Source organism: Paracoccaceae bacterium (assembly GCA_019454225.1).
Taxonomy (GTDB): Bacteria; Pseudomonadota; Alphaproteobacteria; order Rhodobacterales; family Rhodobacteraceae.
On sequence record CP075370.1, the window covers coordinates 2,148,141 to 2,173,661 of the forward strand.

Annotated in this window: 21 protein-coding genes and 1 tRNA gene; 11 read left to right on the top strand and 11 right to left on the bottom strand. The window is 70.5% G+C overall.

Annotated elements, in window-relative coordinates:
• Positions 1–47: 47 nt before the first annotated feature.
• Complete coding sequence (locus KF887_10180) at positions 48–986, bottom strand: ABC transporter substrate-binding protein (protein ID QYK39843.1); 939 nt, start codon at positions 984–986, stop codon at positions 48–50.
• Between the two features lie 231 nt (positions 987–1,217).
• Here KF887_10180 and KF887_10185 point away from each other — a divergent pair, with 231 nt between their 5' ends.
• Positions 1,218–1,988, top strand: coding sequence for a DeoR/GlpR transcriptional regulator (locus tag KF887_10185; GenBank protein QYK39844.1), 771 nt, complete (start codon positions 1,218–1,220; stop codon positions 1,986–1,988).
• Here KF887_10185 and KF887_10190 read toward each other — a convergent pair.
• Complete coding sequence (locus tag KF887_10190) at positions 1,944–2,588, bottom strand: class I SAM-dependent methyltransferase (protein QYK39845.1); 645 nt, start codon at positions 2,586–2,588, stop codon at positions 1,944–1,946. The genes KF887_10185 and KF887_10190 overlap by 45 nt on opposite strands.
• A gap of 72 nt (positions 2,589–2,660) precedes the next feature.
• Between KF887_10190 and KF887_10195 the strand changes: the two genes are divergently transcribed.
• The 3 genes from KF887_10195 (at position 2,661) to KF887_10205 (ending at position 8,012) form a co-directional block, all read left to right on the top strand.
• Positions 2,661–3,566 (top strand): phosphotransferase, encoded by a 906-nt coding sequence (locus tag KF887_10195; GenBank protein QYK39846.1) that lies wholly within the window; start codon positions 2,661–2,663, stop codon positions 3,564–3,566.
• Positions 3,567–3,717: 151 nt separating this feature from the next.
• Positions 3,718–4,881, top strand: coding sequence for an efflux RND transporter periplasmic adaptor subunit (locus KF887_10200; GenBank protein QYK39847.1), 1,164 nt, complete (start codon positions 3,718–3,720; stop codon positions 4,879–4,881).
• Positions 4,878–8,012: an efflux RND transporter permease subunit gene (locus KF887_10205; protein ID QYK39848.1), complete on the top strand. Its 3,135-nt coding sequence runs from the start codon at positions 4,878–4,880 to the stop codon at positions 8,010–8,012. The genes KF887_10200 and KF887_10205 overlap by 4 nt, the downstream gene beginning before the upstream one ends.
• 1 nt (position 8,013) lies before the next feature.
• Here KF887_10205 and KF887_10210 read toward each other — a convergent pair whose 3' ends face one another.
• Genes KF887_10210 through KF887_10225 form a run of 4 tightly spaced genes read right to left on the bottom strand, consistent with a single transcriptional unit; the run spans position 8,014 to position 13,001 of the window.
• Positions 8,014–9,027 carry a Gfo/Idh/MocA family oxidoreductase gene (locus KF887_10210; protein ID QYK39849.1) on the bottom strand — a complete coding sequence of 338 codons (1,014 nt, stop codon included), beginning with the start codon at positions 9,025–9,027 and terminating at the stop codon, positions 8,014–8,016.
• Positions 9,024–10,052 (bottom strand): Gfo/Idh/MocA family oxidoreductase, encoded by a 1,029-nt coding sequence (locus KF887_10215; protein QYK39850.1) that lies wholly within the window; start codon positions 10,050–10,052, stop codon positions 9,024–9,026. The genes KF887_10210 and KF887_10215 overlap by 4 nt, the downstream gene beginning before the upstream one ends.
• Positions 10,053–10,081: 29 nt before the next feature.
• Positions 10,082–11,926, bottom strand: a complete 1,845-nt coding sequence (locus tag KF887_10220; protein QYK39851.1) for a TRAP transporter large permease subunit — start codon at positions 11,924–11,926, stop codon at positions 10,082–10,084.
• A 43-nt stretch (positions 11,927–11,969) separates the two neighbouring features.
• Positions 11,970–13,001 carry a TRAP transporter substrate-binding protein gene (locus KF887_10225; GenBank protein QYK39852.1) on the bottom strand — a complete coding sequence of 344 codons (1,032 nt, stop codon included), beginning with the start codon at positions 12,999–13,001 and terminating at the stop codon, positions 11,970–11,972.
• Positions 13,002–13,104: 103 nt separating this feature from the next.
• Between KF887_10225 and KF887_10230 the strand changes: the two genes are divergently transcribed.
• The gene (locus tag KF887_10230; protein ID QYK39853.1) at positions 13,105–13,833 is read left to right on the top strand and encodes a GntR family transcriptional regulator; all 729 of its coding nucleotides are present in this window, start codon (positions 13,105–13,107) and stop codon (positions 13,831–13,833) included.
• A 38-nt stretch (positions 13,834–13,871) separates the two neighbouring features.
• On the opposite strand, the gene KF887_10235 is transcribed toward KF887_10230, so the two are convergent.
• Positions 13,872–13,946 (bottom strand) — tRNA-Thr (locus KF887_10235).
• A gap of 150 nt (positions 13,947–14,096) precedes the next feature.
• Here KF887_10235 and KF887_10240 point away from each other — a divergent pair.
• From KF887_10240 to KF887_10250, 3 genes are read left to right on the top strand one after another with little or no spacing between them, the layout of a single operon-like run.
• Positions 14,097–14,279: a hypothetical protein gene (locus tag KF887_10240; GenBank protein QYK39854.1), complete on the top strand. Its 183-nt coding sequence runs from the start codon at positions 14,097–14,099 to the stop codon at positions 14,277–14,279.
• Between the two features lie 12 nt (positions 14,280–14,291).
• Positions 14,292–15,560: a UDP-N-acetylglucosamine 1-carboxyvinyltransferase gene (gene murA, locus KF887_10245; protein QYK39855.1), complete on the top strand. Its 1,269-nt coding sequence runs from the start codon at positions 14,292–14,294 to the stop codon at positions 15,558–15,560.
• The gene (locus tag KF887_10250; protein ID QYK39856.1) at positions 15,557–16,039 is read left to right on the top strand and encodes a DUF2948 family protein; all 483 of its coding nucleotides are present in this window, start codon (positions 15,557–15,559) and stop codon (positions 16,037–16,039) included. Before murA ends, KF887_10250 begins: the two co-directional genes overlap by 4 nt.
• Before the next feature lie 10 nt (positions 16,040–16,049).
• Here KF887_10250 and KF887_10255 read toward each other — a convergent pair whose 3' ends face one another.
• Genes KF887_10255 through KF887_10265 form a run of 3 tightly spaced genes read right to left on the bottom strand, consistent with a single transcriptional unit; the run spans position 16,050 to position 20,759 of the window.
• Positions 16,050–17,330: a hypothetical protein gene (locus tag KF887_10255; GenBank protein QYK39857.1), complete on the bottom strand. Its 1,281-nt coding sequence runs from the start codon at positions 17,328–17,330 to the stop codon at positions 16,050–16,052.
• A gap of 9 nt (positions 17,331–17,339) precedes the next feature.
• On the bottom strand, positions 17,340–17,723 hold the full coding sequence (locus KF887_10260) for a hypothetical protein (GenBank protein QYK39858.1): 384 nt from the start codon (positions 17,721–17,723) through the stop codon (positions 17,340–17,342).
• A 15-nt stretch (positions 17,724–17,738) separates the two neighbouring features.
• The gene (locus KF887_10265) at positions 17,739–20,759 is read right to left on the bottom strand and encodes a hypothetical protein (GenBank protein ID QYK39859.1); all 3,021 of its coding nucleotides are present in this window, start codon (positions 20,757–20,759) and stop codon (positions 17,739–17,741) included.
• Between the two features lie 159 nt (positions 20,760–20,918).
• Here KF887_10265 and argE point away from each other — a divergent pair, with 159 nt between their 5' ends.
• From argE to KF887_10280, 3 genes are all read left to right on the top strand, one after another.
• Entirely contained in the window at positions 20,919–22,082 is a 1,164-nt protein-coding gene (argE, locus tag KF887_10270; GenBank protein QYK39860.1) for an acetylornithine deacetylase, read from the top strand.
• Positions 22,079–23,413, top strand: coding sequence for an FAD-binding oxidoreductase (locus KF887_10275; protein ID QYK39861.1), 1,335 nt, complete (start codon positions 22,079–22,081; stop codon positions 23,411–23,413). The genes argE and KF887_10275 overlap by 4 nt, the downstream gene beginning before the upstream one ends.
• A gap of 170 nt (positions 23,414–23,583) precedes the next feature.
• A complete protein-coding gene (locus tag KF887_10280; protein QYK39862.1) occupies positions 23,584–24,750 on the top strand; it encodes an amidohydrolase in 1,167 nt (388 codons plus the stop codon).
• Between the two features lie 4 nt (positions 24,751–24,754).
• Here the strand turns inward: KF887_10280 and KF887_10285 are convergent, their stop codons facing one another.
• Positions 24,755–25,417: an HAD-IA family hydrolase gene (locus KF887_10285; GenBank protein ID QYK39863.1), complete on the bottom strand. Its 663-nt coding sequence runs from the start codon at positions 25,415–25,417 to the stop codon at positions 24,755–24,757.
• Positions 25,418–25,521: the final 104 nt, after the last annotated feature.

Consider the following 25,521-nt stretch of genomic DNA (forward strand, 5'->3'; position numbering starts at 1 on the left):
GCCGGGGCGCGGGCCCCGGCCATGCTGGGAACGGGGGCCGGGGACGGTCAGCGGGCGATCCAGCCCTGCCAGCGCGCCTCGTTCGCCGCCATCCAGTCGGCGACCACGGCATCCACGGTCTTGCCGTTCAGGTCGACCTCGGTGATCATCGCGCCCATCTCGGTGTTGTCGATGGTGAAGGCCTCGATCGCCTTCTGCGCACCCGGCCACTTGTCCTTGATCCCGCTCCAGCCGACCTTCCAGATCTCGCCGAAGGGCTTGCCGCAGTCATAGGCCGCGTCGGGGTTCTCGCCCCAGGCGGGGTCGCTGTAGCATTCGGCGGTGTATTCCGGGAACTCGACCCATTCGCCCTCGAATTTCGCGGGGGCCCAGTGCGGCGCGTAGACCCAGAGCACGATGGGCGCCTGGCGCTGGTAGGCGCTTTCCAGCTCCGCGAACAGCGCCGCGTCGGTGCCCGCGTGGATCACCTCGAACGGCAGGTCCAGCGCCTCGATCCGTTCCTCGTCGAACCCGCCCCAGGTGACGGGCCCGCCCAGGTAGCGGCCCTTGGGCGCGGTCTCGGGCGTCGAGAAGGCCTCGGCGCAGGCCGGATCCTTCAGCGCCAGCCAGTTCGGCAGGCCGGGGCAGATCTGCTTCATGTAGGCGGGATACCACCATTCCTCTTTCGCCTGCATGCCGGTGGGGCCCAGAACCGTGACATTGCCCGTCGCGGTTGCCGCATCCATCGCCTCGCGCCCGGTGGTTTCCCAGATCTCCATCGCGACATGCAGGTCGCCGGTTTCCAGACCCGCGAACTGCGCCAGATAGTCGGCCTGGACATATTCGACGTTGTAGCCCGCCTTCTTCAGCACCTCGCCCATGAGCTGGGTGGTGATCAGCTGTCCGGTCCAGTCGTGCAGCGTCAGCTTGATCGGGTCTGCGGATTCCTGCGCCATCGCGGTCGAGGCGAGCAGCACGGCGGCGAGGCTGGGAAGGGTCAGGCGCATCGGTCACTCCTGCGGTTGGAGGGGGCCGCGGCGCGGCCTGTGGGACAGTTCCGACATGCGGTGGGGCGGCCCGCCCCTGTGCCGTTCGTCTGTCCCCAAGTAACGCGCCGACATCGGGCACCTGTCAACGATGATTCCGGCAATTTGCGGATTTCCTGCCCGTTTGTTTGTATTCGCGCGATGAAACGGGCAGAGTATCGGGAACTATCCACATGACACGGGCCTTGGGCGATGCTGACCAAACGGCATGGGGCGATCCTGAAACTGCTCGAGGCGCATGGGTCGCTGTCGGTCGCGGCGCTGTCGCGCGACCTGGGCGTGTCGGCCGAAACCGCGCGGCGCGACATCCGCGCGCTGGTCGAGGCCGGGGCGGCGGTGCGGGTGCATGGGGCCGTGGGCCTGGCCGGGCGGATCGGCGAGGCGCCGTTCGACCGCCGGATGCGCGAGAACGCGGCGGCCAAGCGCGCCATCGCGCGGGCGCTGGCGGCGCGGGTGGGCGATGGCGAGTCGCTGATGCTGGACACCGGCACGACCACGAGCTTTGTCGCGCGCGAACTGCTGGGGCACCGGCGGCTGACCGTCGTGACCAATTCCTCCGACATCGCCCGCACCCTGGCCACGGTGAACGGCAACCGCGTGTTCATGGCGGGGGGCGAGCTGCGCGGCGATTCCGGTGCCGCGCTGGGTGCCTCGGCGCTGGCGTTCGTCCGAAGCTTCGCGGCCCAGCACGCGATCATCTCGGCCGGGGCTGTCGATGCCAGCGGGGTGATGGATTTCGACATGCAGGAGGCCGAGTTTGCCCGTGCGATGCTGGATTGCGCCGAGCGCAGGCTGGTGGTGACCGATGCCTCCAAGTTCGGGCGGCGCGGGCTGGTCCGGGTCGCGGGCTTCGACCGGATCGACGAGATGGTGACCGACCGGGCGCCGCCGCCCGCGATCGCCGCCGCGATGGCCGCGTCAGGAACCGCGCTGGTCCTTGCGCAGGGCGGCCAGGGCGAGTGACGGCACCGTCCCCGTCTCGCCCGGCATCGAGACATAGGGGGCGGTCGTCTCGACCACGGTCAGGCCCGGCATGGCATGCAGCGCGGCCGCGAACCCGGCCTCCCAGAGCGTTGTCTTGACGGTCAGCACGATCGTCCCGCCGGGCCGGGTGATGCGCACGAGTTCGGCCAGCCCCTCGGCCCCGACATGGCCGGTGGTGAACACCCCGGTCGAGATGGTCGCGCCGAAATGGCCGTCGGCAAAGGGCAGGGGGCCCCCCAGTGCCAGCCGGTGCAGCCGGGCATAGCTGCCTTTCTGCCGGGCGACGGCCAGCATCCCCTCGGACAGGTCCAGCCCCTCGACCGGCGCAAAGCCGAGGATCCCCAGCCAGTCGCCCAGCAGCCCGGTGCCGCAGCCCGCGTCCAGCACCGGCCCGGTGCCGCGCGGCGCGTGCCGGGCCAGCAGCGCCAGCCCGACCGAAGGGTGGCGATAGCCCGCGCGGGCCATCTCGGCGTCATAGGTCGCGGCCCAGCCGTCATAGAGCGCGGCCACCTCATCGGGCGCCCTGGCGTCATAGACCGCGCCCAGATGCCCCTCGTGCCGACCGTCTGCCCTGTTCATCGCGGACTCCGTGCTTTCCCCGGGGCCGAGGTTGCGGCACAGTCCGCCGGAAGGCAACGGCAGGAGTGGCGCATGCAGGACGATGTCGCGGCGATCGCGGCGCGCATTCCGGCGCTGGCGGGCTGGCAGGGCGAGGCGCAGCGCCTGGGCGGGCTGACCAACCGGGTCTATCGGCTGGGTGACGCGATCCTGCGGGTGCCGGGCGAGGGCACGGCCGAATACATCGACCGCGCGCATGAGGCGGAGGCGGCGCGGTCGGCGGCGGCGGCGGGCGTGTCGCCCGAGGTGCTGCATGTGGACGCGGCCAGCGGGCTGATGGTGACACGCTTCGTGCCCGGCGCGGTGACGATGACGCCCGAGGCGTTCCGCCTGCGCCCCGGCGCACCCGCCCGCGCGGCCCGGGCGCTGCGGCAATTGCACCGGTCCGGCCAGCGGTTTCCGGCACGGTTCGACCTGTTCGGGATGATCGACGACTATCTGCGCCTGCTGTCGGGCCGGGACGTGGCCCTTCCCGATGGCTATCACGCGGTGGTGGACGAGGCCGGGGCGGTGCGGGCGGCGCTGGCGCGCGACCCCGTGGCGGCCGTGCCCTGCCATTGCGACCCGCTGTGCGAGAACTTTCTGGATACCGGCGACCGGATGTGGATCGTCGACTGGGAATATTCGGGCATGAACGATCCGATGTGGGATCTGGGCGACCTTTCGGTCGAGGCCGGGTTTGACGCGGGTCAGGACGAGGCCATGCTGGCGGCCTATTTCGACGGCCCGCCCCCGCCCGCCGACCGGGCGCGGATGGTGATCAGCAAGGCGATGTGCGATCTGCTCTGGACGCTGTGGGGGCTTATCCAGCTGGCGAACGGCAATCCGGCCGACGATTTCCGCGCCTATGCGGACGGCCGCTTTGCCCGTTGCCGCGCGCTGATGGCGCAGCCTGCGTTCCGGGCACATCTGGCGGTGCTGGAGGCGGGGCGCGGATGACCGGATCGCCGACTATACGCCCGGTGGCGCGGCATTTCACCCCTTCGTGATGCAACGTGCGGCACCATCGGTGGCGGTTGTGTGAAAACCCGCTGTGCGACGGGGCTTCGGGCGCTATGGTTCGCGCCAGGGGCAAGGGCAGGGAGTAGGGATGCTGGCGATCCTCAGACAGGTGCTGTTGGCTTGCGTGGTCGCGGCGGTGGCCGCCGTGATCTGGGCGCGCCATGTTCCTGCCTCGCACGCCTGGCTTGACCGGCTGGGGGTGCTCGGCCCGCTGCGATCCGCCGGGCTGGTGCCGGAAGAGGCGGCCCCGGCGCCCGCCGCCGCCGCCGGCGGACAGCGCGGCGGCGCGACCGTGGTCGCCGAGGCGCCCGGGTTCTCGCAGGCGGGCGACCGGGTGGCCGCCATCGGCACCGCGCAGGCGCAGCGAAGCGTCGCCGTCTCGCCCGAGGTGTCCGGCCGGATCGTCCGGCTGGCCGTCAGCCCGGGCGCCCGGATCGAGCCGGGCACCGTGCTGGTGGAACTGGAGCGCGAGGCCGAGGATATCGCGCTGGCCCAGGCCGACCTGATGCTGGTCGACGCGCGCGACCGCTATGACCGCGTGGCGCGCCTGCAATCGACCGGCAGCGCGACCGAGATCCAGATCCGCGAGGCGGAACTGGTGCTGCGGCAGGCCGAACTGCGGCTGCGGCAGGCCGATTACGACCTCGACCGCCGGGTGATCCGGGCGCCGATCGGCGGCTGGGTCGGGCTGCTGGATGTCGAGGTCGGCCAACCGGTGACCCCCGGCACCGAAATCGCCCGGATCGACGACCGGGCGCGCCTGCTGGTCGATTTCCGCGTGCCGGAACGGTTCGTCGGGCGCATCGCGGCGGGTGACAGGGTGCAGGCGCGGGCGCTGGCACGGTCCGACGCCTCGGCCGAAGGGATCATCTCGGCGCTGGACAACCGGGTGGACCCGGCCAGCCGCACGCTGCGCCTGCAGGCGGCCATCGACAACGCCGATGACCAGTTCCGCGCCGGGATGGCGTTCGAGATCGGGTTCGAGGTGGCGGGCGAGCGTCTGCCCTCGGTGCCGCCGCTGGCGCTGCAATGGGGCACGTCGGGGGCCTTCGTCTGGATCGTGCGCGACGGCCGGGCGCAGCGGCTGGCGGTGCAGATCATCCAGCGCAACGCCGATGCGGTTCTGGTGCGCGCCGATTTCCTGCCGGGCGATCTGGTGGTGCGCGAGGGCGTCCAGTCGCTGCGGCCGGGCGCCGAGGTGACGTCGGTGCTGTCGGCGGCGCAGGCCGCGCTGCCGGGGCCGCGCACATGAGCGCAGCCGAGGATGCGGTCGAGGCCGGGCGCAGCGGGCCCGCGCTTTTCGTGCGCCGCCCGATCCTTGCGATCGTGCTGAACGTGCTGGTGGCGATCGCCGGCGTCGCCGGGCTGATCGGCGCCGAGGTGCGCGAACTGCCCGACGTCGACCGGCCCGTGGTCACCATCGCCACCGATTTCCCGGGCGCGGCCCCCGAGACCGTCGACCGCGAGGTGACCGGCGTGATCGAGGGTGCGGCGGGCCGCATCGCCGGGGTGAAATCCATCAGCTCGGCCTCGCGCTTCGGCAACAGCCGCGTGACGGTGGAGTTCGCCGACGGTGTCGAACTGGATGTCGCGGCGGCGGACGCCCGCGACAACATCGCGCGCATCCGCAACAGCCTGCCCGCCGGGGTCGAGGATCCGCGTGTCGTCAAGGCCGATGCGAATGCCGAGGCGGTGATGCGGCTGGCCGTGACATCGGCCACCCTGACGCCCGAGGTGCTGAGCCAGATCGTCAATGACGACGTGATCGACCGGCTGCTGTCGGCGCCGGGGGTCGCGGACGTGCAGATCTTCGGCGAACGGTCCGAGGTCTATCGCGTCGACGTCGATCTGATGCAGATGGCCGCGCGCGGCCTGACCCTGGCCGACATCCGCGGCGCCCTGCGGGACGTGGCCTTCGACGCCCCGGCGGGGGCGCTGTCATCGCCCGACCAGTCGATCGTGGTGCGCACCACTGCCGCCGTGACCACGCCGGTCCAGTTCGAGGCGCTGCCGGTGGCCCCCGGCGTGCGCCTTGGCGATGTGGCGCGGGTGACGCTGGGGGCCGCCCCCGGCGCCAGCGTGCTGCGCGCCAACGGCGAGGCGGGGGTGGGGCTGGGCATCATCCGCGCGGCGCAGTCGAACACGCTGTCGATCTCGCAGGCGGTGCGCGCGGCGGTGGATGACCTGCGCCCGGTGCTGCCCGCCGGCGTGGACATCTTCGTGACCTCGGACGATGCGGTCTTCGTGACCGGGGCGATCCGCGAGGTGGCGTTCTCGCTGGGCCTTGCGGCGGCGATCGTGGTGGCGGTGATCTTCCTGTTCCTGCGCGACTGGCGCGCCACGCTGATCCCGGCGGCGACGCTGCCGGTCGCGCTGGTCGGCACGCTTGCGGCGATCTGGCTGGCGGGGTTCAGCGTGAACGTGCTGACGCTGCTGGCGCTGGTGCTGGCGACCGGCATGGTGGTGGATGACGCCATCGTGGTGCTGGAAAACATCGTCCGCCGCCGGGCCGAAGGCATGGGCCCGCGCGCCGCGGCGGTGCTGGGCACGCGGCAGGTGTTCTTTGCGGTGATCACCACGACGGCCACACTGGCGGCGGTGTTCGTGCCGCTGTCCTTCCTGCCCGGCCAGACCGGCGGGCTGTTCCGCGAATTCGGCTTCACGCTGGCGATTTCGGTCACGCTGTCGTCGATGGTGGCGCTGTCGCTCTGCCCGGTGCTGGCCAGCCGGCTGCTGGGCCCGGCGCGGGTCGCCGCCCGGCCCGGCCTGGGCGACCGGTTCGGCGACGCCCTGACCGGGTTCTACCTGATGACGCTGCGGGGCGCGCTGGCCAATCCGCTGGTCGTGGTGCTGGTCGCGGCGCTGTTCGCGGCCACCGCCGTCTTCATGGCGGGCGGCATCCGGCAGGAACTGACACCGCGCGAGGATCGGTCGCTGGCGCTGCTCAGCGTGACCACGCCGCAGGGTGTGTCGCTGGAATACACCGATGCGCAGATGCGGCTGCTCGAGGATTCCATCGCCCCGCTGGTCGCCTCGGGCGAGGTGACGAATGTCTTCGCCATCGCCGGGTCCGGCGGCCGGTCGAACCGGGGCTTCATGGTGCTGACCCTGGCCACCTGGGGCGAACGCGACCGCGGCCAGCAGGAGATCGTGGCCGAGATCAACCGCCGCATCGCGCCGGTCATCGGCGCACGGGCCTTCGTGATCCAACCCAACTCGCTGGGCATCCGGGGCGCCGGGCGGGGGCTGACCTTTGCCGTCGCCGGCGGCACCTACGAGGCGCTGGGACCCGCCGCGCAGGCGCTGGTCGACCGGCTGGAGGCCGACCCCCGCATGGGCCAGGTGCGCCTGAACTACGAGACGACGCAGGCGCAGCTGTTCATCGAGGTCGATCGCGAGCGTGCCGCCGACCTGGGCGTGGCCATCGAGGGTCTGGGTGAGGCGCTGCAGGCCGTGCTGGATGGCCGCACGGTGGCGCAGGTCTTCGTGGGCGAACGCGCCTTTGACGTGAAGCTGGTCTCGACCGCCGATCCGGTGGACGATCCGGGCGACCTGGACCGCATCTTCGTCCGCGCCTCGGGCGGCGAGATGATCCCGATTTCCACCTTCGTCCGGCTGGAGGAACGTGCCGTCGCGCCGGAACTGGGCCGCGAAAGCCAGCTGCGCGCGGTCGAGATCACGGCAGGGCTGACGGCGGACCTGTCGCTGGGCGACGCGCTGGCCGAGGTGCAGGCCGTCGCGGCCGAGGTGCTGGACCCGTCGATGCGGATCGTGCCGCTGGCCGAGGCCGCGACGCTGACGGAAACCTCGTCGGGGCTGATGATCACCTTCGGCTTTGCCATCCTGATCGTGTTCCTGGTGCTTGCCGCCCAGTTCGAAAGCGTGGTGTCGGCGGTGATCGTGATGGCCACGGTGCCCCTGGGGCTGGCCTGCGCAATCTTCGCGCTGGCGCTGACCGGTGGCAGCATGAACGTCTATTCGCAGATCGGGCTGGTGCTGCTGGTCGGGGTGATGGCCAAGAACGGCATCCTGATCGTCGAGTTCGCCGACCAGCTGCGCGACGCGGGCCGCGACGTGCGCGCGGCCATCGAGGAGGCCTGTGCCATACGTCTGCGTCCGGTGATGATGACCATGGCCTCGACCGTGCTGGGCGGCCTGCCGCTGGTCTATGCCTCGGGCGCCGGGGCCGAGGCGCGGGTGGCGCTGGGCTGGATCATCGTGGGGGGGCTGGGGCTTGCGACGGTGGCGACGCTGTACCTGACACCGGTTGTGTATCGCCTGCTGGCCGGGCTGTCGCGGCCCCGCGCGGCCGAGGCGGCGCGGCTGGACCACGAGCTTGCGGCGGTGGCGCGCAGCGCGCCGCAACCCCGCCCCGCCGGGTGACTCAGGCCCCCGATGCCAGCGCCTGCGCGCCGATCGCCAGCCGGGTGACGGCCAGCGCGTGCCCCTCGGGCATCGCCGTGGCGCTGCGGTGGCGCACGTCATGCAGGAAGTTGCGGAAATAGGTCAGGTCCTCGCCGCTGGCGTCGATATGGCGGGTGCCGTGGCGGTCGGTCAGGAACAGGTGGTCGGCGCCGGCCCGTCCCGCGATGTCGAGATACTTGCGCAATTCGATGCTGCCCTCGGTTCCCAGCAGGAACAGCCGCCCGTCGCCCCAGGTCGGCAGCCCGTCCGGCGTGAACCAGTCGACGCGCACAAAGCCCGCCGCACCTTCGGACCGCAGCAGGATCTCGCCATAATCCTGGAATTCCGGCACATCCGGCACACCCCGGTTCGCCACGAAGGCCGAAACCACCCGGGCATCCCGGGCGCCGGTGTAGTGGATGAACTGGTCGATCTGGTGCGAGGCGATGTCGGTCAGGATGCCGCCGAAGGCGTCGGGCCGGAAGAACCACGCGGGCCGGATCGCGCGGTTCAGCCGGTGCGGCCCCAGCCCGGTGGTCTGGATCACCCGGCCGATGGCGCCCGATGCCACAAGGCGGCTGGCAGCCTCGCAGGCGCGCACGACGAAACGTTCGGAGAAGCAGATCGAGAATATCCGCCCGGTATCGCGCGCGGTGGCCGCGATGGCCTCCACCTGGTCCAGCGCGGTGGCGCCGGGCTTGTCCACCATCACGTCCTTGCCCGCCAGCATCGCGCGGATCGCGATGGCCGGTCGGTCGCAGGGGATGGCGGCGCAGGCCACGATGTCGATCGACGGGTCGTCGAACAGCCGTTCGCGGTCCACCGGCACGATCTGCGGGAACCGTTCGCGGAACCCCTCCAGCACGCGGGCGTCGCTGGTCCGGGGGCAGTAGCCCGCGCATTCGGCGCCCGCCGCGATCATCTCGCCCACCATGTGATAGATGTGGCGGTGGTCGAGCCCGATGGCGGCAAAGCGCAGCGGCCGCCCGGTCATGGCGCCACCCGCACCGGATGGCCGCTGCGCCCGGTCTCGATCAGCGCGTCGATCAGGCGGTGGACGCGCAGCGCCTCGTCGCCCGTCACCCGCGGCGCCCGGCCGCTGCGGATGGCATCGGTGAAGTCTGCCATGACGGCGCGGTGGTAGTCATGCGGAAAGGCCATCGGGTCGGCGCCGGTGCCGCCCGCCGACCGGTCGGGTTCGATCGCCACCCGCCGCCCGTCGTGAAACTGCACCAGCAGTTCGGTCCCGCGCAGCAGGGCGGTGCCCCCTTCGCAGGTCAGCACGATTTCCTCGGCAAAGCCCGGATAGGCGGCGGTCGTCGCGTCGATGGTGCCGAAGGCGCCGCAGGCAAAGCGCGCGGCGGCGCAGACCATGTCCTCGGTTTCCATGCGGTGAACCGTGGTGGTGGTGGCAAAGCCCGTCACCTCGGCCACCGGCCCGGCCAGGCTCAGCATCAGGTCGAGCGTGTGGATCCCCTGCGAGATCAGCACCCCGCCGCCGTCGCGCGCAAAGCTGCCGCGCCCGGGTTCGTCATAATAGCTCTGCGGACGCCACAGCCGGATGGTGGTGGAACAGCCGACGATCCGGCCCAGCGTGCCCTCGCGCAGGATATCGGCCAGCGCCATGCCCGCCGGGCGGAACCGGTGCTGCAGCACCACGCCCAGCGTCACCCCGGCATCCCGGCAGGCCCGCACCAGCGCCTCGGCCCGGGCGGTGGTGATGTCCAGCGGCTTTTCCATCAGCACATGCTTGCCTGCCGCCGCGCAGCGCATGGCGATGTCGCAATGCGTGTTGGCCGGGGAAAACACCGCCACCGCCTCGACGCGGTCATCGTCGAGGATGCGCTCAAGGCTGTCGCACGGCGGAAAGGGAAAACGCTCGGCAAAGGCCGCACGCCGCGCCGCGCTGGGGCTGAAGGCATGGACGACCTCGACGGTTCCGGACAGGTCCATCAGGCCACGGGCATGGGGCGTCACCGCCATGCCAAGGCCGACGATTGCGATGCGGGTCTTGTTCACGGCAGGGCCTTTCGCGGATACCGGGCCGGTCACGGCCCGAACAGGGACACCGGCACCAGTGTCAGCGCCGGGACATAGGTGATGACCAGCAGGACCGCGATCATCGCCAGGACGAAGGGAATGATGGCGCGGAAGGTCTCGGTCTGGCCCGCCCCGCCGACCCGGGCGGTGGTAAAGACCAGCACCCCGAGCGGTGGCGTCAGGGCGCCGATGACCAGGCTCATCACGATGACAATGCCGAACTGGATGGGGTCGCCGCCCGCCGCCTTGACCAGCGGCACCAGGATCGGCACCAGGATGACCAGGGCCGCGATCATCTCCATGAACAGGCCGACGACCAGCAGGAACAAGAGGATGGCGAGCATCAGCAGATGCGGTTGCGCGACCAGCCCGCCAAGCTGCTGCGCGATCTTCTGCGGCACCTGCTCGAAGGCCAGCACCCAGGCAAAGGGCGCCGCCGCGGCGATGATGATCACGATCACCACCGTGTCCAGCATCGATTCGCGGATCGCCGCCAGCAGGTTGCCGGGCGTCAGCTTGCGATACAGCAGCGATCCGCACAGCAGCGCATAGATGAAGGCGATGACCCCGGCCTCGGTCGCGGTGAAGACGCCGAACCGCACGCCCCCCACGATGATCGCGGGCAGGATCAGGGCAGGCACCGCAAGGCCCAGCGACCCGAGGCGCTGGCGCAGCCCGGCCTTGGGCATGTCGCCGCCATATCCGCGGTTGCGCGACATCACGGACACCACGAGCATGAGCGTCGCGGCCACCATCAGGCCGGGAACGATGGTGGCCACGAACAGCGCCCCCACCGACACCGAGGCCAGCGCCGCATAGATGATCAGCCCCAGGCTGGGCGGGATCAGGTTCGCCAGCGTCGAGGCGGCGGCGGTCAGTGCGGCGCTGAACGGGCGCGGATAGCCGCGCGCCGCCATTTCGGGCACCATCAGCTTGGCGATCGTCGAGGCGTCCGCCGTGGACGACCCCGACACGCCCGCCAGCATGGTGTTGGTGATGACATTGGCCTGCCCCAGGCCGCCCCGCAGGTGGCCCACAAGCTGCATCGCCAGATCCACAAGGCGCGGCGTGATGCCGCCAGCGTTCATCACCGCCGCAGCCAGGATGAAGAACGGAATCGCCAGCAGCGTGAACGAGTTCAGCGACGCGCCCATGTTCTGCGAGATGGTGACCAGCAGCACCTGGCTCAGCGGCGCGAAGGCGGCAAAGGCCCCGAAGGCCAGCGCAAAGGCCACCGGCACGCCGATGATGATGGCCACGATCCCCACGATCACCAGCACGATGGCGCTGCCGCTCTCGCCATAGAGGCTGGATGCGCCATGGCGGATCGCCAGATAGATCAGGATGCCGCCAGCCAGCACGACCAGGCCCTGCGTCAGGCTGCGCCCCGCCGAGGGCCAGGCCAGGAACAGCAGGTTCAGCGCCCCGCCCACCGGCACCGCCAGAAAGAAATACTTCATCGGCAATTGCAGCGCGGGCGACGCGGCAATCGCGCGGCTGACATAATCCATGCCGTGAATCACCAGCACGATGCTGGCGGCGGCCATCACCGCCCGGTTGAACAGCACCAGCCGCGCGCGCGGCCCCTCTGGCAGCAGGCGCAGCACGACGTCGATCGAGATATGGGCGTCGCGGCTGGTCGCCACCGCCATGCCCACGAACACCGCCCAGGCAAAGACCCAGGTCGCCAGTTCCTCGGGCCAGGGCAGACCGGCCTTGAACACATAGCGCAGCACCACCTGCAGGCAGGATACCCCCACCGCCACGAGCAGCGCGATCACGCAGAACGTCTCCAGCACCCTGTCGAGCCCGGTGGCCAGACGGGTTGCCGTCACACCGGAAGCCGCACCCACCGGTGCGGCCTCCGCCCTTTCCTGACCTTCCATCGTTCCGTTCTCAGCCCAGCGCGCGGATCTTCTGGATCATCTCGGCGGTCTCGGGGCTCTTGGACCCGAACTCGTCGAACAGCTGTGCCGTCTTTTCCTCCATGGCCGTCAGCTCCGAGGCCGGCAGCGCCTGCACCTCGACACCCAGCCCCTTGAGCTGTTCCAGCGTCTCGGCCGCCATGGCGCGGTTGACCCGGCGCTGTTCGGCAAAGGCTTCCCTGGCGGTTTCCCGGAACATCGCCCGCAGGTCCTCGGGCAGGCTGTCCAGCCACGCGGCGTTCACCCGCACGGCCTTGGGCAGGAACCAGTGGCCGGTCAGCGTCAGGTGTTTCGCCTGTTCATGGAACTTGAACCCGACGATCGAGAACACGTCCGAATCGATGGCGTCGATGATGCCGGTCGACAGGGCCGAATACTGCTCGCTGTAGGGCAGGGGTGTCGGCGCCGCGCCCAGCAGGGTCCAGAAATCCACCCAGATGCGCAGTTGCGGCACCCGGATCTTCAGCCCCGCCAGATCGGCCAGCGACCCCACCGGGCGCTTCGACAGGATGTGGCGGAACCCGGTCTCGCCATAGGCCACGAACTCCACGCCGGTCTTGGCGCGGGCGATATCGGAACACTGCTGGCCCAGTTCGCCCTGCAGCACGGCATCGACATGCGCCTCGTTCTTGTAGATGAAGCCGGGCGCCCCGCCGAAGGCCGCAATCTCGGGCGCGATCGCCTCTTCGGAATCGGGCCCCGCCGTCGTCACCTGGATGGTGCCGATCCGGCTGCCTTCCAGCGCCTCGGCCAGCCCGCCCAGCTGCGCCGCCGGGAAATGCTGCGCCTCGATACGTCCGCCGCTCTTTTCGTTCAGCGTCGCGGCCCATGCGTCGAAGGCATTGGTGATCGGCGTTCCGATCCCCTCGGTATGGGCGATCTTGCAGACGAACTTGTCCTGCGCGAAGCCGCGCATCGAAATCGCCGGCATCGCCAGCGCCGCCACGCCCGATGACACGAACATCCGTCGTCCGAGGGTCAACCCCCCCCTTTGCGAACTCATGGCAATCCTCCCCATTGCTGTCCGGTCGCCACAGCGCGCTTGCGGTATGGCACCATACCGGTATGTTACTTATGCGAGGGGCCATGACAAGGATTGTTTTGCGATGAACGGACTGCTTCGCATCAAGGAAGCCATCGCGCCGCAGATCGTCGCCGCCCTGAAGCAGGGCATCGTCGAGATGCAGATCCGGCCGGGCGACGCCCTGTCGGAAAAGGACATCGCCGCCCGTTTCGGCGTCAGCCGCCAGCCGGTGCGCGAGGCCTTCATCAAGCTGTCCGAGGCCGGACTGGTCGAGATCCGCCCAAGCCGCGGCACCTATGTCATGAAGATCTCGGTGCGCGAGGTGGCGAATGCGCGCTTCGTGCGCGAGGCCATCGAAAGCGACATCGCGCGAAATGCCGCGCGGCTGGCGACGCCCGCCCAGATCGCCGGGCTGCGCGGCCTGATCGCGCAGCAGCAGATGGCGGCGGCCGCCCAGGACTACCGCAGGTTCAACACCTTCGACGAGGGCTTTCACCGCGCCATCGCCGATATCGTGCAAAGCGACTACGCCTGGCGCATCGTCGAGGCCGCCCGCTTCCAGACCGATCGTGTCCGCCTTCTGTCGCTGCCCCATGCCTCGCCGCTGGAACTGCTGATCCGGCAGCACGAAGACATCGTGGACCGCCTGCAGCACGGCGACGCGGAAGGCGCCGCGCAGGCGATGCGGCGCCACCTGCGCGAGATCCTGCGCGCCCTGTCCTGGATCGCCGCCGCGCATCCGGACTTCTTTTCCGACACCGACCTGCCGGGCCACACGCGCGATATCATCCCGGACGCGGCAGACGCCTGACCGCCCCGCGCCGTTCCGGCCGATCCTGAACCGATCTATGGTGCTGCGAGAGAGGATTGAACTCTCGACCTCTCCCTTACCAAGGGAGTGCTCTACCACTGAGCTACCGCAGCGCCGGTGTTGCCGTCGGGCCTGTCGCCGCCGGAACGCTGCCGCAGATAACCGCCTTCGCCGGGCCTTGCAAGGGCGGAATTGGCGCCCCTCCGCCCCCGCCCCCGGCGCAATCTGGACCGCCGCGCGCCGCTGCGATAGGAACGATGGCGATGACCGACCCGATCCCCCCCCGCAAGGCCACGCCGCGCCCGCCCGATGCCGATCCGCCCCGCGCCGATCGCCTGAAGGCCGCGCTCAAGGCCAACATGGCGCGGCGCAAGGCGCAGGCGAGGGCGCGGGCAGACAAGACGGCCGATCCCGAAGACGGGACGGATGGGCAGGACAACCGCTAGGGGCACACAGGCATGGATTCGATACGGGTCAAGGGAAACGGGGCGCTGTCGGGCCAGATCCCCATCGCGGGTGCCAAGAACGCCTGCCTCACGCTGATGCCGGCCACGCTGCTGACCGACCAGCCGCTGACGCTGACCAACGCGCCGCGCCTGTCGGACATCCGCACGATGACCCAGCTTCTGGGCTCGCTCGGGGCCGAGGTCGCCGCGCTGCAACAGGGGCAGGTGCTGGCGCTGTCCTCCCACGCGCTGACCAGCCATCGCGCCGACTATGACATCGTGCGCAAGATGCGCGCCTCGATCCTGGTGCTGGGTCCGATGCTGGCGCGCGATGGCCGGGCCGAGGTGTCCCTGCCCGGTGGCTGCGCGATCGGCGCCCGGCCGGTCGACCTGCACCTCCAGGCGCTCGAGGCCATGGGCGCCGAGATGGATCTGCGCGACGGCTATGTCCACGCCCGCGTGCCGGGCGGTCGGCTGAAGGGCGCCGTCATCGAATTTCCCATCGTCTCCGTCGGGGCCACGGAAAACGCACTGATGGCCGCCACGCTGGCACGCGGCACCACCGAGCTGCGCAACGCCGCCCGCGAGCCCGAGATCGTCGACCTGGCGCAATGCCTGCGCCGGATGGGCGCCCGGATCGAGGGCGAGGGCACCGGCACGATCACCATCGAGGGGGTCGATGCGCTGGGCGGCGCCACGCATCGCGTGGTCGCCGACCGGATCGAGCTTGGCACCTACATGCTGGCCCCCGCGATCTGCGGCGGCGAGGTGGAATGCCTCGGCGGCCGCATGGACCTCGTGTCGGCCTTCGCCGAACGGCTGGACGCGGCGGGCATCAGCGTCACCCAGACGCAGGAGGGGCTGAAGGTCACGCGCCGCAACGGCCGTGTCCGCGCCGTCGATGTGGCGACCGCCCCTTTCCCCGGCTTCCCGACCGACCTGCAGGCGCAGATGATGGCGCTGCTCTGCACCGCCGACGGCACCTCGGTGCTCGAGGAACGCATCTTCGAGAACCGCTTCATGCATGCGCCCGAACTGATGCGCATGGGCGCCCGGATCGAGGTGTCGGGCGGAACCGCGCGTGTCACCGGCGTCGAACGGCTGCGCGGTGCGCCGGTGATGGCCACCGACCTGCGTGCCAGCGTGTCGCTGATCCTGGCCGCGCTGGCGGCCGAGGGCGAGACCGTGGTCAGCCGCGTCTACCACCTTGACCGGGGCTATGAGCGGGTCGAGGAAAAGCTGCGCGCCGTCGGCGCCCTGATCGAACGGGTGCCCGGATGACCGGCGACGCGCGGTTCGCGGACGGGGCGGAACGGCCCCTGCGGCTGATCGCGCAGGACGCGGCCGATGTGCCGGTGCTGTCGGCACTGGTGCAGGATGCGGTGCTGACCGCGGGCGAGATGACATGGGATCGCCGCCGCCGTCGCTTTGCCGTCCTGCTGGGCCGGTTCCGCTGGGAAGACCGCGCGGCGGCCGAACGGGCAGGGCGGGCCTATGAACGGGTGCGCTGCCTGCTGGTGGTCGAGGATGTGCTGGCGGTGCGGTCGCAGGGCATCACGCGCGACAACCGCGATCTGGTCCTGTCGGTGCTGTCGGTCTCCTGGCACCCCGGCGCGGAGGGCGGGGGCGAGGTGCTGCTGACGCTGGCAGGCGACGGCAGCATCGCCCTCGGCGTCGAGGCGCTGGAAATCCGGCTCGAGGATGTCAGCCGCCCCTACGCCGCCCCCTCGCGCAAGGTGCCGCACCACCCCGGCGACTGACACGGCGGGATCAGGCCGCGATGGCGGCCTCGATCCGGTCCAGCGCGCCGCCCAGCGTGCCGCGCAGATCCAGCGCCACGCCGAACGGGTTTTCGTCGCACAGCGCCACCAGCGCATTGCCCGACAGGAAGGCCCGATACCCCGACACCGCCGCGGCCACCTGCTGCGCCGCCGCCTCGCGCCCCTCGGCGGGCGCCCGGGCATAGCCCATCAGCGATGCCATCAGCGCGGTCTGCACCCCGCCGCCGCTCAGCCCGGCCAGGCCGAACTCGGCGATGCGGTCGGTGGCCGGATGCCGCTGCGCGCGCAGCGCCTGCTGCAGCTTCTCGACCCCCGCATCGGTCGCTTCCTTCGCCGCGTTCCAGATGTCCAGCGGCGCCGCCGGATCGGGGCCCGCGCCATCGGCGGGCGCGCCCGACTCGGCCCCCGCCAGCGCGGCGGCCAGCGCGCGGATCGCGGTCGCCGCCCCCGCCAGGTCGCCCGAGGCGATCAGCCCCTGCGCCGCCCGCGCCGCCTGGGCCAGCGGCCCCTGCGCCTCGGACGGCAGCGCCCGGATGCGCGGCACCAGCGCGGCCAGCGCCGCCGTGATCCGGGCCGCGGCATCGGGCTGGGGCGGGGGCGGCGGGGCGGCGGGCGGCGCCGTCTCGGCGGCCGCGGCCATCCGGTCCAGCACCCGCTCCAGCGTCTCGACCGTGGCCGCCGCCGCCGGATCGCCGTCGCGCACCAGGGCGACGGCCTTGCCGAAGGCCGCCACAAGTTGCGCGGTCTGGTCGCGCGGCAGCGCCTCGATCCGCGCCCGTATGGCCACCAGCCGGTCCTTCAGCCCCGGATCGGCGGCGGGCGCCGCGGCGGCCTCGGTGCCCGGCGGGGCGGGCGGCGGGGCGTCGTCGTCATCGTCGTCATCGCCGGGCTCGGGCAGCGAATCCTCGTCGATCGGCGCGCCGGTCGCGTCGACCATCACCGGGTTGTACTTCATCATCCCGGCGTCGCGGAACCGCTTCTTCAGCTGTTTCACCAGCCCTTTCAGCGGCTTGGTCGGCCGGAACAGCACATCGCCCGAGACCACCGTGAAGGTGCCGAAACAGACCTTGCGGATGTCCTTGGACGACCCCTTCAACTGCTTCTTCAGCACGGATCCCTGCTTGCGCAGATCCACCAGCAGCCCGCACAGGTCGGGCTTCGAGGCCAGGCCGAAGGCAAAGTTGAACTCGTTGCCGCTGGCGGCCGACTTCTTGAAAAGACTGCCGATCTCGTCGGCGTCGAATACGGGATCTTCGGCTGGATCGGCCATGCACGCCCCCTAGGCTGTCTTGCCCTGCCGCGCCGCCCATTCGGCATCGGACATCGGAATGAACTCCATCGGCGCCCCGTCGCCCGGCAGGCTGCGGATGTGATCGGGCCAGATCGTGTCCAGCGCATGGCCCAGCAGGTCGACCAGTTCGTCGTCGCTGAAATCGTAGATCTGCCCCGAAAAGATGTGGATGCGCCCCGTCGGGTCCGCCACCAGCGAATCGATGGCGATACGCAGCAGGTCCTCCTCCCCCGCCGCACGCGCGGCGGCGGCCATGCGGCCGATGTCGACGTCGAAATCGGCCAGGTTCGTCATCGGCCTGGGCTGCGACGCCTGGGCGCCGTTCGTCAGCATCCAGAGGTATTTCTCGATGGCATGGCTGTTCACCTTCATCCCTGCGCCCCCACGTCAGACATAGTCCTGCAATTCCTGGTTCCAGTTGTCCACGATCGGGAACAGCTGCATCATCACCCACTTGCCCGGCACCGATGTCGGCAGCGGATCGGACGACTTGCGCGCCTGCCACAGCGACAGATACCCGGCCGGTGTCTTGGGGTGATTGTTCGGGATCGGGCTAAACGGCGGCGCGGTCAGCGCCGTCCAGTCGATCTCGAACAGCCACAGCGCCTTGCTCTTGCTGATGCCGGTAAGCTCCTCATAGGTCTCGTAGACGTCCTTGCGCTCGATCTTGCCGTCGCCGGTGTTCACCACGACGCCCGGCTTCACCCCCACATAGGCCTTGTCGATCGGCCCGCCGTGGTCGATCGTGATGTTGTCGACCCGGTCCACGAAGGGCGGCACCTTGCCGGTGTCGATCGGGATCGACTTGGCCGACAGATCCAGCGGGTTGCCGTTGCAGTCCATCACCGCCTCGGCCTGCCGCGCCGATTCCTCGCGCGCCTGCAGCCAGGATTCGAAATTGTCGAAGCGCGAGGATTTCTTGGTGGTCGATTCCTTGCCGTCCGCCGCGATCCCCGTCACCAGCCGGTTCAGCAGCAGCGTGTCGTCCACCTCGGGGCCGTGGCGGGCCAGCGAATGCCCGGCGTTCGAATCCTTGCCATCGGCATCCTCATGTGCCTTGCCCGCTTCCGAGATGTTGGTCTTCCACGATTTCAGCAGCTTGGCATAGTCCGCGGCCGCCTTGGAGACGTCCCCGGCCACCGCGAGCTTGTCGACCTCGGCCATCTCCTGCTTCAGCTTGGTGTCATCCGGTCCGCCCAGGATCTTGGCCACCAGCGTCGGGTCCGAGGCAAAGGTCTTGGCCGCGCGGTCCAGTGCCGCCTTCACCTGAACCGCGCGCTTGCGCAGCGCCACATAGTCGCGCGCATCGGTCAGCAGCGTGTCATGCGCCTCCAGCAGGGCAGTGGCGGCCGGATAGTCGTGATCGACATCGGCCTTGGTCACCGCCGCCGACAGGCTGTCATCGACCGTCTTCTTCGCGGCGGCCGGCTCGACCGTGGGCGCGATCTTCTTGTGGCGGGCATCCACCTTGCCGTGGATCGCCACCCATTGCCCGGCCTCGGCCCCGGCCTCGGCAAGGTCGGGCATGGCGAGGATCGCCAGCAGAACCTTGCGCGCATCCCCGATCTTCTTCTGCACCCGGCCCAGGTCATCGGCATCGGTCAGCGCCTTGGCAATCGCCTTGCCCGCATCCGACACGGGGTCCGCCGCAGTCTTCAGCAGCGTCACCTGCGCCAGGTTCGCCCGGTATTCCACCAGTTCCCCATAGCCCGCCGCCGCTGTCCGCAGCAGCTTCAGCGCTTCCTTGTAGTCATGGACATCCGACTTCAGCTTGGCCGGTTCCATCAGCTTGTAGTCGTCGGCGCTGTCATGCTTGGCGCGCAGCGCCCGCACATCCGCGACCTGGTTCGCCCAGGGCTCGATCGCCGCGATGGCCGTCTCGGCCTTGTCCATCTCGGCCCCGGCCTTGACCAGATCGGGGGTGCCGATCTCGACCCCCGCCTGCGTCAGGAAGCCCTGCACATGCGCCTGCGCATCGACCTCGGTTCCCGGCACCCGCTTGGCCAGGTCATCCGTCAGCTTCCGCAGCCGCGCCTTCGCCTCGATCCCGGCCAGGATGTTCGGCGCCAGCGACGTGAGCTTCGACACCGCATCGTCCCACAGGCCGCCGGTGCAGTCGGTCTTGGCGGCATTGAACGCCACCTTGACCGGGTCCGAATTGGGCAGCGCCCCCACCAGGGGCGATACCTTGGCCCAGTGCGGGCACACCTTCATCAGCCCCTCGACCTTGTCGATCAGCGTGTCCAGCATGACGATGGCCGCCGCAAAGTCGTTGTCCTTGATGCCCTTCTTGCGCGCCGCCGCGAAGTCCGTGTCGATGCTGTTCCAGCCCTGCGGCTTGACCGCCTTGATGGTGGCGATCTCGCCCGATTCCATCAGGCGGCCGACCTTCTCCGCGAACTCGGCCGGCTCGTCGAGGTTCGCGCCGACCCGCCCGTCGGCCTTGAACTTCGCCAGTTCCGCCCGTGCCCCGGCGAAGTCCAGCGCCCCGGCCTTCTTCGCCGCCGCGTCCGCCAGCGTGACCTTCAGCTTGAACAGGTCGTCCTTGTCCGTCACGGCGGCCGCGACCGCGATGAACACCTCGGCATTGCGCGACCAGGTCTCGTAGTCCTTGGCATAGGCCTTGGCGTCATTCGTCTTGTCGCGCGCATCGGTCAGCGTCTTGCGCATTGCCGTCAGGTCGCCCGGCTTCGCCGCGGCCGTCAGCGCCTTGTCGGCATCGGCCAGCACCTTCAGCAGATAGCCGTGGAACCCGCGGTCCACGATCATCGCCAGCGCCTTCTGCTCGGCCCGGAACGCCGCCAGGTCGGCGGCCGCCTCGGCCCGCAGCGGCACCATCGCCAGCAGATCGCCCATGTCCTTGGCGAAGGTGTCGATATCCGTATCGACCGGTACCAGCGCCGCGATATCCGCCGCCGACCCGATCGCGCGGCCCAGGTCGCCCCGCCGCTTGGCCGCGCTGCGCAGGTCCGCCACCGGCGCACCGTCGGGCACCGCCACCTTGGCCAGCTTGTCGGTCAGCTCCTTCTGCCGCTGCGCCAGCCGGCCGGCCACTGCCTGCCGCACCTCCGCGACCCGCTGCATCACCGCCGTCAGCAGCTTGCCCGCCTCGTCCAGGTTGTCGCTGCCGTCATGCTGCTCCAGATGCGTCATCAGCACCTGCATCGCCTGGGTGATCGACGTCGTTTCCGGCACCGTCGCGCCCGCGGGCACCTGCACGCCGTCGGGTGGCGCCGTCTCCAGCTTCATGCGCATTTCCTGGGCCGGCGTCGGACCCTTGGGCACCGACTTGCTGAACGGGCTCAGCGCACCGATGGTCTCCCAGCTCAGGTAGCTGTAGACCTTGCCGACCCACGCCCCGACCTGCTGCGGCAGGGTGGGCGGCTCGGGGTTGCTGCTGTCCGTCATCTCCCTGACCCCTCCGTGGCGCCCCTCGACCGGCACGAAGCTATCCGCAGCACCGCGATTCCCCCAAGCGGTTTCAGAAGACGCGAAGGCGCCCCCCGGGCCGGGGTTGACGCCGCCCGGGCCGGGCGTCAGCCTGCCCCCGCCGAACCGGAGACCGCGATGCCCCCCGCCCGTCTGACCCCGCGCCAGATCCTCGACCGCCTCGTCGCCTTTCCCACCGTCAGCCGCGACAGCAACCTGCCGCTGGTCGACTGGGTCGAGGGCTATCTGGGCGGCTTCGGCATCGCCGCGCACCGCCACTGGCACCATGACGGCACCAAGGCCGCGCTTTTCGCCCATGTCGGCCCCTGGGAACCGGGCGGCGTCGTGCTGTCGGGCCATACCGACGTGGTGCCGGTCGATGGCCAGGCCTGGTCCTCCGACCCCTGGACGGTCACCGAACGCGACGGCCGCCTCTACGGGCGCGGCACCTGCGACATGAAGGGGTTCGACGCCTTGGCGATCTGGACCCTGGTCGAGGCGCATCTGGCCGGCGTCCGCCGCCCGCTGCAGATCGCCCTCTCCTATGACGAAGAGATCGGCTGCACCGGCGCCCCCCCGATGATCGCGGCAATGCAGGGCGTGCTGCCGAAGGCCGAGGCGGTGATCGTGGGCGAACCCAGCCGCATGAAGGCGGTCACCGGCCACAAGGGCGGCTCGGGCTTCAAGGTGCATGTCCGGGGGCACGAGGTGCATTCCTCGCTGCTGCCGCAGGGTGTCAGCGCGATCATGGAGGCCGCGCGCCTGATCATGTGGGCGAACGACACCAACGCCGCGCTGCGCGCCGCGCCGCCCGGCCCGCTCGCCGCCATGTTCGACCCGCCCTTCACCACGCTCCACACCGGCATGATCAGCGGCGGCACCGCCCACAACATCACCGCGGCCGACTGCCGGTTCTCCTTCGAATTCCGCGTGGTGCCCGGCGAATCCAAGGATGACTGGGAAACCCGCTTCCGCGCCGCCTGCGCCGGGGTCGAGGCCGCGATGCAGGCCGTTCACCCGGGCTGCCGGATCGAGCTTGACCGCTACTTCACGCTGCCGCCCCTCGCCCCCGAGGCCGAGGGCGCCGCCGAAACGCTGGTGCGGCGGATCACCGGCGACAACGGCCGCCACGTCGTCAGCTACGGCACCGAGGCCGGGCAGTTCCAGGCCGAGGGCTATTCCGCCGTGGTCTGCGGCCCGGGCGACATCGCGCAGGCGCATCAGGCCGACGAATTCATCGAACTGTCGGAATTCGTGGCCGGCGAGGCCTTCATGCGCCGCCTGCTGGCCGAACTCGCATGACCTTTCCGATCACCCTGGCGACCCCGCCGGTCGATCCGGGGCCGATGCCCGACCGCGCCGATGTGGTGATCGTCGGCGGCGGCATCATGGGCGTGATGACCGCCTGGCATCTGGCCGGGCAGGGGTTGCGCGCCGTCGTGGTCGAAAAGGGCCGCGTGGCGGGCGAACAGTCGGGGCGCAACTGGGGCTGGGTTCGGCAGCAGGGCCGGGACCCTGCCGAACTGCCGGTGATGGTCGAGGCGCGGCAGCAGTGGCAGTCGCTGGCCGACGCCCTCGGCGACGGCCTGGGGTTCCGCGCCTGCGGCGTGATGTATCTCGCCAGATCGGCGTCCGAGATGGCGGATTTCGAGGGCTGGATGGTCCATGCGCGGGCGAACGGGCTGGATACCGTGATGCTGACACAGGCCCAGGTCGAGCAACGGCTGGGCGGGCAGGGCGGCTGGGTCGGCGGTCTCTGGACCGCCTCGGACGCCCGGGCGGAACCCTGGGCGGCGCTGCCCCTGATCGCGCGGGCCGCCGCCGCCCGTGGCGTGCGCATCGTCGAGGGCTGCGCGGTGCGGGCGCTCGACCTGGCCGGGGGCCGGGTCGCGGGCGTGGTCACCGAAGGCGGGCGCATCGCGGCCGATGCCGTGGTCGTGGCGGCGGGCGCCTGGTCGCGGCTGTTCCTCGGGGCCGCCGGCGTGCGCATCCCGCAGCTTTCGGTTCTTGCCTCGGTCGCGGCCACCGAACCGATGCCCGAGGTCTTTCCGGGCAATGCCGCCGATCCCGACTTCGCCTTCCGCCGCCGCGTCGACGGCGGCTATTCGATCGCCCCGGGGGCCGAGCATGACTTCTTCATCGGCCCCGATGCCTTTCGCAGCCTGGCCGTCTATCTGCCCGTACTGAAAAAGGATTTCCGGTCCACCCGGTTCCGCGCCATGGCCCCGCGCGGCTATCCCGATGCCTGGGGCACCCCGCGCCGCTGGCCTGACGGCGCCTCGCCATTCGAGGCCTGCCGCATCCTCGACCCGGCACCGAACATGGCGGCGCTCGGCCGCGTGCAGGACGGCTTTGCCCGTGCCTTCCCCGCGCTCGGCCGCCCGAAACTGCGCGCCGCCTGGGCCGGGATGATCGACACCATGCCCGATGTGGTGCCGGTGATCGACCACGCGCCGGTCCCCGGCCTGACCATCGCCACCGGCCTGTCGGGCCATGGCTTCGGCATCGGTCCGGGCCTCGGGCGGGTGGTGGCCGATCTGGTCACGGGCCGCGCCCCCGGGCATGACCTGTCGCGCTTCCGCCTGTCGCGCTTTTCCGACGGCACGCGCATCGCGCCGGGCCCGTCGCTCTGACAGCGGGCGGCGTTTCCTGACAAAGTGTTAATGCGGGCACCCCAAGCCATTGGAATCGTTGATCCGGAAAAATGTCCCATCGTGGGACGCCCCGGATTTGTGTCCGTCACATCGCCCGGACTTGCCCCCGCCCGCCCGAGGGTTCACCTTGGGTGCAAAGGAGAGCCGCCATGCCCGTCAAGAACCGCTTCGCCGAGATGCTGCCCGAACTCACCGCGATCCGCCGCGATTTCCACGAGAACCCCGAACTTCTGTTCGAGGTCCACCGCACCGCCGCCCGCGTCGCCGACCTGCTGCGCGACTACGGCTGCGACGAGGTGGTGACGGGCATCGGCCGGACCGGCGTGGTGGGCGTGATCAAGGGCCGCACCGACACGCAGGGCCGGGTGATCGGCCTGCGCGCCGACATGGACGCGCTGCCGATCCTGGAAAAGACCGGCGCGCCCCACGCCTCGAAGACCCCCGGCAGGATGCACGCCTGCGGCCATGACGGCCACACCACCATGCTGCTCGGCGCGGCGAAGTACCTGGCCGAGACCCGCAACTTCGACGGCACCGCCGTGGTGATCTTCCAGCCCGCCGAGGAAGGCGGCGGCGGCGGCCGCGAGATGGTGCAGGACGGTCTGGTCACCCGCTGGGGCATCCAGGAATTCTACGGCATGCACAACATGCCCGGCATCCCCGTGGGCCACTTCGCCATCCGCCCCGGCGCGATGATGGCGGCCGCCGACCAGTTCGAGATCACCATCACCGGCAAGGGCGGCCATGCCGCGAAACCGCATGACTGCATCGACACCACCGTGGTCGCCGCCCATGTGATCGTGGCGCTGCAGACCATCGCCTCGCGCGGGGTGGACCCGATGAAGCAGGTCGTGGTCTCGGTCTGCACGGTCGAGACCGACAGCCCCGCCCACAACGTCATTCCCCAGGTCGTCAAGATGAAGGGCACCGTCCGCACCATGGACCCGGCCGTGCAGGACTATGTGGAACGCCGCATCTCCGAGATCGTGACAGGTACCGCCACCGCGCTGGCCGCCAGTGCCGTGGTGGATTACCAGCGCGGCTATCCCGTCACCGTCAACACGGCCGAGAACACGGCCTATGCCGCCGAGGTCGCGCGGGCCATCTCGCCCGCCGTCAACACCGATACCCCGCCGCTGATGGGGGCCGAGGATTTCAGCTTCATGCTGAACGAACGCCCCGGCGCCTACATCTTCCTCGGCAACGGCGACACCGCGATGGTGCATCACCCCGCCTATGATTTCGACGACAACGCCATCCCCTTCGGCGCGTCCTGGTATGCGGGCATGGTCGAGGCGCGGATGCCGGCCGCCTGACGGTTCAGACCAGCAGCCGCCCCGCCAGCCCCGGAAGGTCGTCATAGCGGTGCAGCAGCGCGTCGGGCGACAGCCGCGCCACGCCGGTTCCCTCGGGGCCGAAGGTGACCAGCACCACCGGCACCCCGGCGGCACGGCCGGTGTCGCGGTCCGTCACCGTGTCGCCGATCAGGCAGGACCGCGCCGGATCGCCCCCCGCGCGCACCACGGCCGCGCGATAGGGCGCGGGGTCGGGCTTGCGCACCGGCAGCGTGTCGGCGCCGATCAGGGCGCCGAACAGGTCGCGGATGCCCAGCCGACGGGTCAGCGTCTCGGCCAGCCCCTCGGGCTTGTTGGTGCAGATCGCCGTGGCAAAGCCCTGCGTCCGCAGCGCCTCGACCGCCTCGGCGGCCCCGGGATACAGCCGGGTATGCCGGTCGATGGCCGCTGCATAGGCGGCCAGCAGCAGCGGGTACTGCGCATCGACCATCTCCTCGCCCGGGGCGCCCACCCGGGAAAACCCCAGACGCAGCATCGCCCGCCCCCCCGCGAAGGCGGTTGCCGCATCGGCCTGCGGGTCGAGCAGCGCGCCCAGACCCAGCCCGGCAAAGCAATGGTTCGCCGCCGCGATCAGATCGGCGCTGGTATCGGCCAGCGTCCCGTCCAGATCGAACACCACCGTCCGCATGCCGCCTACCCCCTGTAACAGGCCGCAAGGCGGCGTGAAGCGGGGGCGGGTTGCCACCCCCTCGGGTCCGTATAAAAGGGGCGGCACGGGCAGGAAAGGCAGGA

What these genes read in the sequence shown, in the direction of transcription:
- KF887_10180 (QYK39843.1), bottom strand. Translation starts at nt 986, where the DNA reads ATGCGCCTGACCCTTCCCAGCCTCGCCGCCGTGCTGCTCGCCTCGACC.
- KF887_10185 (QYK39844.1), top strand. Translation starts at nt 1,218, where the DNA reads ATGCTGACCAAACGGCATGGGGCGATCCTGAAACTGCTCGAGGCGCAT.
- KF887_10190 (QYK39845.1), bottom strand. Translation starts at nt 2,588, where the DNA reads ATGAACAGGGCAGACGGTCGGCACGAGGGGCATCTGGGCGCGGTCTAT.
- KF887_10195 (QYK39846.1), top strand. Translation starts at nt 2,661, where the DNA reads ATGCAGGACGATGTCGCGGCGATCGCGGCGCGCATTCCGGCGCTGGCG.
- KF887_10200 (QYK39847.1), top strand. Translation starts at nt 3,718, where the DNA reads ATGCTGGCGATCCTCAGACAGGTGCTGTTGGCTTGCGTGGTCGCGGCG.
- KF887_10205 (QYK39848.1), top strand. Translation starts at nt 4,878, where the DNA reads ATGAGCGCAGCCGAGGATGCGGTCGAGGCCGGGCGCAGCGGGCCCGCG.
- KF887_10210 (QYK39849.1), bottom strand. Translation starts at nt 9,027, where the DNA reads ATGACCGGGCGGCCGCTGCGCTTTGCCGCCATCGGGCTCGACCACCGC.
- KF887_10225 (QYK39852.1), bottom strand. Translation starts at nt 13,001, where the DNA reads ATGAGTTCGCAAAGGGGGGGGTTGACCCTCGGACGACGGATGTTCGTG.
- KF887_10230 (QYK39853.1), top strand. Translation starts at nt 13,105, where the DNA reads ATGAACGGACTGCTTCGCATCAAGGAAGCCATCGCGCCGCAGATCGTC.
- KF887_10240 (QYK39854.1), top strand. Translation starts at nt 14,097, where the DNA reads ATGACCGACCCGATCCCCCCCCGCAAGGCCACGCCGCGCCCGCCCGAT.
- murA (QYK39855.1), top strand. Translation starts at nt 14,292, where the DNA reads ATGGATTCGATACGGGTCAAGGGAAACGGGGCGCTGTCGGGCCAGATC.
- KF887_10250 (QYK39856.1), top strand. Translation starts at nt 15,557, where the DNA reads ATGACCGGCGACGCGCGGTTCGCGGACGGGGCGGAACGGCCCCTGCGG.
- KF887_10255 (QYK39857.1), bottom strand. Translation starts at nt 17,330, where the DNA reads ATGGCCGATCCAGCCGAAGATCCCGTATTCGACGCCGACGAGATCGGC.
- KF887_10260 (QYK39858.1), bottom strand. Translation starts at nt 17,723, where the DNA reads ATGAAGGTGAACAGCCATGCCATCGAGAAATACCTCTGGATGCTGACG.
- KF887_10265 (QYK39859.1), bottom strand. Translation starts at nt 20,759, where the DNA reads ATGACGGACAGCAGCAACCCCGAGCCGCCCACCCTGCCGCAGCAGGTC.
- argE (QYK39860.1), top strand. Translation starts at nt 20,919, where the DNA reads ATGCCCCCCGCCCGTCTGACCCCGCGCCAGATCCTCGACCGCCTCGTC.
- KF887_10275 (QYK39861.1), top strand. Translation starts at nt 22,079, where the DNA reads ATGACCTTTCCGATCACCCTGGCGACCCCGCCGGTCGATCCGGGGCCG.
- KF887_10280 (QYK39862.1), top strand. Translation starts at nt 23,584, where the DNA reads ATGCCCGTCAAGAACCGCTTCGCCGAGATGCTGCCCGAACTCACCGCG.
- KF887_10285 (QYK39863.1), bottom strand. Translation starts at nt 25,417, where the DNA reads ATGCGGACGGTGGTGTTCGATCTGGACGGGACGCTGGCCGATACCAGC.